The following is a 7589-nucleotide window of genomic DNA, read 5'->3' on the forward strand; positions in this document are numbered from 1 at the left end:
TCCAACATCAACTAATGATTTTGGAATTAAAGAATCAATATATTTATTATCCTTATCAACCCAAACAACTATTGGTCTATTCTTAAAATCCATTACTTATTTTCCTCCTTCTTCTAATAATTTTTTATTTGTCATCAATTCTCTCCCACTTTAGATTATTTGGCAGATCATACATGTGAACTTTCTCGTGTAATTTAATTGAATCCCCATTTATCATTAATCTCACTTCTGGTTCCGTATCTGGAAAATAATTCCTAACACCTTTTATTGCTGTGATTGTATGTTGTTCTTTAGTAAATTCTCCATGAATAATATTGGATTTGAATGTTGCTGTAACATAATAATCCACCGGAAGATAACTGTATCCAAGTATAAACGTTAATATTAAAGCTATAAAACCAACCATCCAATATCCCAAATCGCATATACAAAAACCATATACAATTGATGAAATACAAAATATAATTAATACCCAAACACATAGAGTCAGCATTTAATATCCCTTCCTTATTTTACTTAATTCTTCTTCTGTCTCTTTCAAAAAAATTTTAGTTTTCTCTACACAAAGTTTAATTTCATCCGGTGACCCATCCATAGTACATTCACAAAACCACATCAATAATCTTCCTGCCTCATGAAAATATTCCGTTAATTCTATTAAATCAGCATTAGTTTTATCATCCATTATTTAATATCCTCCTCTTTAATTTCAATCCAATTCCCATTCTCATCTTTAATCTCATACTTAATATTCTTTTCTTGTAGTTGTTCATCTACCATTTGATTTAACATTTTTTTAATATCATTCATTCCCATAAATGCAGCAGCACATTTTAACTTATGCCATTTCTTAAATGCAGGGTGTAATGTTAATCTTTTTAAAGCTATTCTTTTATTTTGATGTTGACTTCTTTCTTCTCTAGATTCGCCAATAGCTCCAGATTCCCTATGTCTTATTCTAACACCAGATTCTGTTTTATTCTGATGTTGTCCACCTTTACCACCACACCTAAAGGTCTCTATTTCAAAATCTTCTTTTGTAATACTAAAAAGAAGTTCTTTATCTTTTCCTTCATCATTTCCCATCTTGGATAATACCTCCTTGATCTAGATATTATTTTAGACTTTCTAAATTCTTCCATAGTTATTTCTTTATTTAGATATTTTTTATACAGTTCTGAAATATTAGATTCTGTTATGTATATTGACATATTAAGATGCCATATCAGCAGGAACGAGATTTATACTAACCAATGTATAATTTTTAACATTATAGTCTTCATCCAATTCCCCAATTCCATTTATAACTGGAACAATTTCTTTTTTTTCTAATAATTTCAAGATATTTTGTATATCAATATTTGGATGGGACTTCATTATATCTAAATCAACATACAATTCATTACCAATTATTTCTGGATCTTTTACTAATCCAATCTCGTCTCCAAAGTATTGTTTATCATCAACATAAATTGGTATTGGTCTTCTATTAATTATTGTGACCATATCTTCTACTATTTCTTTGGAATATATTCTTCCATTTTTATTTGGAACCCCATATTTAACTACCGAATATTTCATTATTTATTTTTTTCCTTCTCATATTCTGCATTAACTATTGGTCGCATAGTTTCCAATATCTTTTCAACTTCTTCTTCACTATATGCAGAATTGATTATATACATCCTTGGTTTGTCTGGATGCTGATTCTTAAAATTTTCTCTATCACTCTCATTGATTAATAAACACAATGGAGTAATATTGGGATCAAACATTTTCACTTCTCCATTATCATAAACAAAGATTTTCATTAAAATCCTCCATATTTTATTTTATAACAAATAATTCCATCAATTTATCTAATAAATCTTCGTCATACACATTATCATCATATTCTTGTTCTAGTAATTCCCATTCTTTTATTTTTTTATTATCCATATTCTTCACCATTCAATATTGCTCAATATATATGCAACAAAAATAAATTCACAAAGATATGCTCCCATAACAGTTAATAATACCCACATAATGATTTTTAATATTTTTTTAAACATTTATTTTTCTGACTCCTCTATCTTTTTTATAATCACACACTGGGCATTCGACTTTATCAGTATCTGCATTTCCCATATAATATTTATAGTAACACATGAGATCTATCATATCAACAGTCTCCATAATCTCTATCTTTTTCTGCTCGTCCTCGGAAATTTGTATTATTTTGGATTCATTGTCAATCAATTTAAGTCTTGCCCCATTTTCAATTATAATTTTCTTTAGTTTATCTACTCCAATATATTTGTGCATGCAATCGGAACAAATAGTGTGTTCATCAATCAACTCTAAGAGACCATATTCTTCTCCAGATGGCCCACACGTATTCCATTCAAATTCTTTTTTGCATATATCACATTTTCCATAGCATGTTCCTCCATCTCTAAGTGGATATTTAATTCCCATGATTATTCTCCTTTATCTAAATATAAAGATAAACGCACAACCCACCAAGTGTTGCCCCAAGAATCAAAACACCAATAGACCATCTTAATAAAACTTTTAAATCTTCCTTAGCAACTTCACCAATAATCGAATTACTAAACATATTTTTTTTCTCCTTTAAAGCATATGAAATTATTCATATCCCACAATATTCAATGTCATGCAGTGTCTTAATCATCTCAGAATAATTATCCATAATGCATTTGCACAATGGTTCAAGTTCTTCTGGAGAAGAAACTGGCATGTACTTGTAGTGACTCTCAGTCTCCGCATAGACGAAGTTATAGCATGAGCAACCCATCTGAATAGAAGTTGCTACTACTCTGAATCCTTCCGGAGTTCTCATATCAAAAACTGGGTTTTCTCGCTTAATACGACATTCTGTTCTTTCTTTGATATAGGAGTAGGGTCTGTTTTCTTCGTAGTTCCAGCCATAAAGTTGTAAGTTCTCAAACAATTTCTCCTCCTCTTATTTAATCAAATGGCACAAGAAATATAATTTTTTATATCCGTTATTCTCAGACCTGACAAATAATTCTATTCTCCACTCCTCATCCTTTTCATCATATGTGAAATCAATGCTATGCAATTTGATGTCATGTTTGTTTAGAATAACAATAATATCTTTTTCTATTTCACCAATATCAATAGTTTTAATATCAACATCTTTAAGATAAGAAACCAGTTCAGCATCAGCTCTCTTAAGAGTTTCAATTGTTTTACTCATTTTATTTTTTCTCCTTATTTTTTTTCTTCATATAAATCAATATCTATTCCAACCTCTAATAACTCATTCTTTATTTTATTAGCAGCAGCTTCTAATATATTTTTTTTATGTGCATTTATAAAATCAATTTCTGCTTCATGAATATATTTGCCAATAAATTCATTTGACATAGTTTGTATTGAATTTTCACCATATATTTTTTTATCATCTACTGAATCTAGATATGCATGTGCATCATAATTTAAATTATTTATTACTTTATTTATTTCTTCTGTTGGTGTCAATAATATATAGTTATGCGATTTATTTATAAAATCATATGTTTTCTTTAATTTGTTAATTATTTGAGGTATCGTATTCATATTTTATTGTCCTCCCTATTATTCATATCTTCCGCATTTCCTTTAGCTGCAAGATATAATAGCTGCCCATATGTCAAGCCATATAACTTACAAAGAAATGGAAGATCACTTGTTATAATTCCCCACATAAATTTCAACCAGTTTTTCATTTATTTTTTTTCTCCTCCATATTTAAGTTTGTTTAAATTTTAATAATTTAATTTTTTTCTATGATACAAAAATATAAATATATATCTTATATGAAGTAATATTTTTCTGGATAGATTTGTCTTTGTTTTTAAAATAGGGATTATTTTATTTATTGTATTTATTTAATTTATTTCAATATTTTATCAGAATTTGACTTAGGTCGGATTAAAAAAATAAAAGGAGATTTTATGTGTGCAGACACTCACAAAATTATTATCAAGGAAACTATTGTTAAGCATTATGATTTCACATTTAATATTGATGATTATAAAGATATGGATGATGGTGCAAAAAATATATTGGGAATGTTTGAAGATGCACAGGGAGAATGGGAGCATGGAGAAGTTATAGAAAATAAAACCAAAATTCTTAGTGTTAGAGAGATTGAGGATAAAGATAAAGTATACACATACAGATTGAGAGCAGTGGCAGGAAAATTAAAATTCTCTTTTATATTTAATCATAAGGGACCGTTGATTAGAGGAAGTGGAGAATATCTGGATATTATCAATGATTTTTTGAAAAGCAATAAAACCCGATGTGGAATTAAAATTGATGTTGATGGTGATTATGATTCTATTATAATTGAAGAATGTGAGGAAAATTAGGAGTAAGAATGGAAGTTAAATTTAACCTTGAAATCCGTAGAACGAAATATGATGATGATCCTGGTGACTCTCTAAGATCATGTATCATAAGAGATCTCAGGGAAGTCATTGAAAATTTAGAAACAGGAAAAGATGAAGAAATAATTCGTGATGATTTTGGAGAATATCTTGGGCACTATCAACTTAATTTTTATTAAGCTGAAGGAGTTTAATAATGAGTTTTAGAAAAGTTATTACCTATGTGTGTGACATTTGTGGAAAAGAGGAATCAGATAAGAAAAAAATTGATTCTAAATGGTTATCTTTTTATGTGGATAAACAAAGCGATGAAGTAACATCAATTTCTTGTCATATGGCCGAAGACTCTCCAAAACATATATGTGGTGCTTGTCTTGAATGTTTTAAATTAAAGAATTTGAAGAGCGATGTTGACAATGAAAAGACAAAATATTATTGTTCAAATAAAATGTGTGGAATTAATACCATTAACACCAAGCCATGTGAAATAGTGATAGAAGGAAGACATGCAACGCCAGAAGAAACCTGTATAATAGATAACGGAACGAAGGTAATATGGAAAAGGAGATGTGAAGTTCAATGAAATGGCAACCAATGTCTGAATTAAAAGAAGAATATAAAGATGGAAGGCCATTGTTATTTGGTATGTTCAAAAAAAGAATGACGGACGGAAGAATATATTATAATGAATCGTGGTGGATGAAAGGATTTATCGATGGTGACGGAGATGTGATTGATTCTGAGGGAATATCATATGCAAATAATTTCACATATTTTATGTTAATCGAACCACCAGAAGAATATATAAAATCTGAAATAAAAGAAAAAGTTCGGGGGAAGAGAGAAAAATCATATGAATAAAGAATATATTTCTCATGCTGCCATAATAAGAAATGATGGTGTTATTGTCAAAGGAAAAGATCATTCGAGTTGTATTAAGAAATCACCATTTGGAACGTGTAAGCAAGGAACTACACAAGGATTTATTACTAACACCGAAAGATTTGTTGATAGGGTAGAGGCAGGGAAAATAGCATTTGATGCTGGTCAGATTAAAAACAATCCAAATGGTGGTATTATTTTATCAGAAGAGATTTGGAATGATAACGGATATTCATATGATGAAAATAAGGGATATTATAAAGAAATTATTATTGATAAAAAAACAATGCTAAACGAAATGAGAAAAAAGAATTTTAATGGATTAATGAATCATAAACACGAGTGTTGTTGTGGAACAGAAGATGGATTATTTGAATGCGGTAAAATTGAATCGGATTGTGAATTAAGTTATCAATATGACATGGATCACATCAGAGAATTACACGAAGAGCATTCCAACGATAAATATGAATATCCAACCGAAGAAGTGCTGTTACTGGATATGGCAAATAAATGCGATATATTTACAACAAATATTTATGTCCCAGAATATTTTGAAAGATGGCCAGTTGATTGGGATAAAGTAATGAAAGATGAAGGTGTTTCCGATGAATAAAGAAGTTAAACCATTAATAGAAGAATTAATTCATATTCTTAATAATCTTGAATCGATGGAAGTAAAAATAAGATGTAGAGATTCTAATGATTTTTCACATGTCATTCCATATTGGCACACTTCAGATTTTCATGGAGGGAGAGTTAGAAATATGATTAAGTGGGATACAGAAAAGAAGACATGGAGGAGTGGTGAAAATGAGTAAAGAAATTGAAGATATATTTGGAGAAATTGTTAGTTTTAATCCTGATCATATTACAAGCATAAGGGAAATAACTAATTTTAATAAAAAAACTATTTACAAAACAGAGATAACCTATGGGTGTGATTTCAAATCTATTTTAATAGAAGGAATGTTAAAAGATAATATCAAAAAAATATATACGGAAAAATTATGATATCTAAAAGTGAATTTGATAAATATATGTCAGAGATATTGGTTTCATTAAAATTATCTAGAAACAGTCATGAAAGAAATGATCACAAAAAAATGTTTTCATATTTAATAAATGTAAGGGATAAGATTGATGAAATTATTAGAAAATGAAAACAGGAGGAAATAATTTGAGCAAGACAGATCAAGATATGATTCTAGATTATAAATATTGCCATGAATGTCCAAAAAATAATTATTGTACTGAGTTTTTAAAGCATTGCCCAGGTGTTATACGAAGAGATCTGGAAATAAAAAGATTAAAGGATAAGTGTCGTGAATATGAAACATTTCTTTCTAAACTATAGGAGGAAAGTTAAATGAAAAATATCAAACTAGAAGACTTTCCACTTTATTTCCACATCGTTGCAAAAAAAATGAAAAATGGAAAATGGAAAGAAGCAATTGAAAAATTAAAGAATAATAATTATAGAATACGAATTCATACAAGATCATTGTTGCCATCTGAAGCAGATAAAAAAATATATTATTTTGAATGTAATAAAAATGGTGTCATAATAAAATCTCCAAGTGTTTTGTATTTTGACAAGGAATACACAAATAAATATAGAATAATCGATATAGAGAAGGCATCCGAATCTTCTAAAGAAAAAGCAAAACAGTTTGATAGGGAAGATGAAAAAGAAAATAAAAATAATATTGAAGTTAAACAAGATAAAGAAAAGAATGTATTTCTTGAAACTGCTATTGGATTAATAAAAGAAGCAATAAAATTAATTGATGATCCAGTTTATTATAAAAGATCTTCCACTGCTGGAGATGGTTCACCAATTCTGACTATTTCAAAAGAACAAATTCTTTCACTGTTGTTTAATGCGGAGAAACATATAAAAAAAGGAATGGAGGAGGAGTGAAGAAGAATTATTATTACAAAAAATTATGGTACCAGTTTCAAGTGAAACATGGAGGAATCCTATCGATTCATCCTAATAATAAATGGGAAATATATAATTATGAAAGTACTAATAGAACAGAAATTGCGAGAGGACAAGATTTATCAGAATTAAGAAAATATCTTTTAGATAATATGTTATCAAAAAAAGAAAAAGATGAAATAAAGATTAAAGAATTCTGGAATAGATTTGATGATATAGTCAATCAAAGCCGATATAAATTTCTAAGAGATGTGGAGGAAGAGATAATAAATGACTGACGATGTATTAAATGATCTTGAAGAACTGGGAGATAATGCAAAAGAATATATAAAGTCATTGAACTATTACAGACTAGAAAT

The 7589-nt window shown here is 28.6% G+C and carries 18 protein-coding genes and 1 pseudogene; 9 read left to right on the top strand and 10 right to left on the bottom strand.

Features of this window, described 5'->3' with window-relative positions:
* Positions 1-124: 124 nt before the first annotated feature.
* From M0R36_10555 to M0R36_10600, 10 genes and pseudogenes are all read right to left on the bottom strand, one after another.
* Positions 125-406: a hypothetical protein gene (locus M0R36_10555; GenBank protein ID MCK9556235.1), complete on the bottom strand. Its 282-nt coding sequence runs from the start codon at positions 404-406 to the stop codon at positions 125-127.
* Positions 407-493: 87 nt separating this feature from the next.
* Complete coding sequence (locus tag M0R36_10560; protein MCK9556236.1) at positions 494-685, bottom strand: hypothetical protein; 192 nt, start codon at positions 683-685, stop codon at positions 494-496.
* Between the two features lie 185 nt (positions 686-870).
* Positions 871-1032, bottom strand: a pseudogene (locus tag M0R36_10565) (peptide chain release factor-like protein).
* Positions 1033-1212: 180 nt separating this feature from the next.
* Positions 1213-1581 (bottom strand): hypothetical protein, encoded by a 369-nt coding sequence (locus M0R36_10570; protein MCK9556237.1) that lies wholly within the window; start codon positions 1579-1581, stop codon positions 1213-1215.
* The gene (locus tag M0R36_10575; protein MCK9556238.1) at positions 1581-1811 is read right to left on the bottom strand and encodes a hypothetical protein; all 231 of its coding nucleotides are present in this window, start codon (positions 1809-1811) and stop codon (positions 1581-1583) included. The genes M0R36_10570 and M0R36_10575 overlap by 1 nt, the downstream gene beginning before the upstream one ends.
* A gap of 235 nt (positions 1812-2046) precedes the next feature.
* Complete coding sequence (locus tag M0R36_10580) at positions 2047-2460, bottom strand: hypothetical protein (protein MCK9556239.1); 414 nt, start codon at positions 2458-2460, stop codon at positions 2047-2049.
* A 175-nt stretch (positions 2461-2635) separates the two neighbouring features.
* Positions 2636-2956, bottom strand: coding sequence for a hypothetical protein (locus M0R36_10585; GenBank protein ID MCK9556240.1), 321 nt, complete (start codon positions 2954-2956; stop codon positions 2636-2638).
* Positions 2957-2968: 12 nt separating this feature from the next.
* Entirely contained in the window at positions 2969-3226 is a 258-nt protein-coding gene (locus tag M0R36_10590; GenBank protein ID MCK9556241.1) for a hypothetical protein, read from the bottom strand.
* 14 nt (positions 3227-3240) lie between these two features.
* Positions 3241-3588, bottom strand: coding sequence for a hypothetical protein (locus M0R36_10595; GenBank protein MCK9556242.1), 348 nt, complete (start codon positions 3586-3588; stop codon positions 3241-3243).
* Positions 3585-3737, bottom strand: a complete 153-nt coding sequence (locus M0R36_10600; GenBank protein MCK9556243.1) for a hypothetical protein — start codon at positions 3735-3737, stop codon at positions 3585-3587. The genes M0R36_10595 and M0R36_10600 overlap by 4 nt, the downstream gene beginning before the upstream one ends.
* A 228-nt stretch (positions 3738-3965) precedes the next feature.
* Between M0R36_10600 and M0R36_10605 the strand changes: the two genes are divergently transcribed.
* The 9 genes from M0R36_10605 to M0R36_10645 all read left to right on the top strand — a co-directional run bounded on the left by M0R36_10605 (position 3966) and on the right by M0R36_10645 (position 7508).
* Positions 3966-4385 (top strand): hypothetical protein, encoded by a 420-nt coding sequence (locus M0R36_10605; protein ID MCK9556244.1) that lies wholly within the window; start codon positions 3966-3968, stop codon positions 4383-4385.
* A gap of 8 nt (positions 4386-4393) precedes the next feature.
* A complete protein-coding gene (locus tag M0R36_10610; GenBank protein MCK9556245.1) occupies positions 4394-4582 on the top strand; it encodes a hypothetical protein in 189 nt (62 codons plus the stop codon).
* A 17-nt stretch (positions 4583-4599) separates the two neighbouring features.
* On the top strand, positions 4600-4986 hold the full coding sequence (locus M0R36_10615) for a hypothetical protein (protein ID MCK9556246.1): 387 nt from the start codon (positions 4600-4602) through the stop codon (positions 4984-4986).
* Complete coding sequence (locus M0R36_10620; protein MCK9556247.1) at positions 4983-5264, top strand: hypothetical protein; 282 nt, start codon at positions 4983-4985, stop codon at positions 5262-5264. Before M0R36_10615 ends, M0R36_10620 begins: the two co-directional genes overlap by 4 nt.
* Positions 5257-5901, top strand: coding sequence for a hypothetical protein (locus M0R36_10625; protein ID MCK9556248.1), 645 nt, complete (start codon positions 5257-5259; stop codon positions 5899-5901). The genes M0R36_10620 and M0R36_10625 overlap by 8 nt, the downstream gene beginning before the upstream one ends.
* The gene (locus tag M0R36_10630) at positions 5894-6106 is read left to right on the top strand and encodes a hypothetical protein (protein ID MCK9556249.1); all 213 of its coding nucleotides are present in this window, start codon (positions 5894-5896) and stop codon (positions 6104-6106) included. Before M0R36_10625 ends, M0R36_10630 begins: the two co-directional genes overlap by 8 nt.
* Entirely contained in the window at positions 6099-6299 is a 201-nt protein-coding gene (locus M0R36_10635) for a hypothetical protein (protein ID MCK9556250.1), read from the top strand. The genes M0R36_10630 and M0R36_10635 overlap by 8 nt, the downstream gene beginning before the upstream one ends.
* A 355-nt stretch (positions 6300-6654) precedes the next feature.
* Positions 6655-7209 carry a hypothetical protein gene (locus M0R36_10640; protein MCK9556251.1) on the top strand — a complete coding sequence of 185 codons (555 nt, stop codon included), beginning with the start codon at positions 6655-6657 and terminating at the stop codon, positions 7207-7209.
* Positions 7206-7508, top strand: a complete 303-nt coding sequence (locus M0R36_10645; protein ID MCK9556252.1) for a hypothetical protein — start codon at positions 7206-7208, stop codon at positions 7506-7508. The genes M0R36_10640 and M0R36_10645 overlap by 4 nt, the downstream gene beginning before the upstream one ends.
* The last annotated feature ends 81 nt before the right edge of the window (positions 7509-7589 follow it).

It is taken from the genome of bacterium, assembly GCA_023228325.1.
Lineage (GTDB): Bacteria > Auribacterota > UBA6266 > UBA6266 > UBA6266 > UBA6266.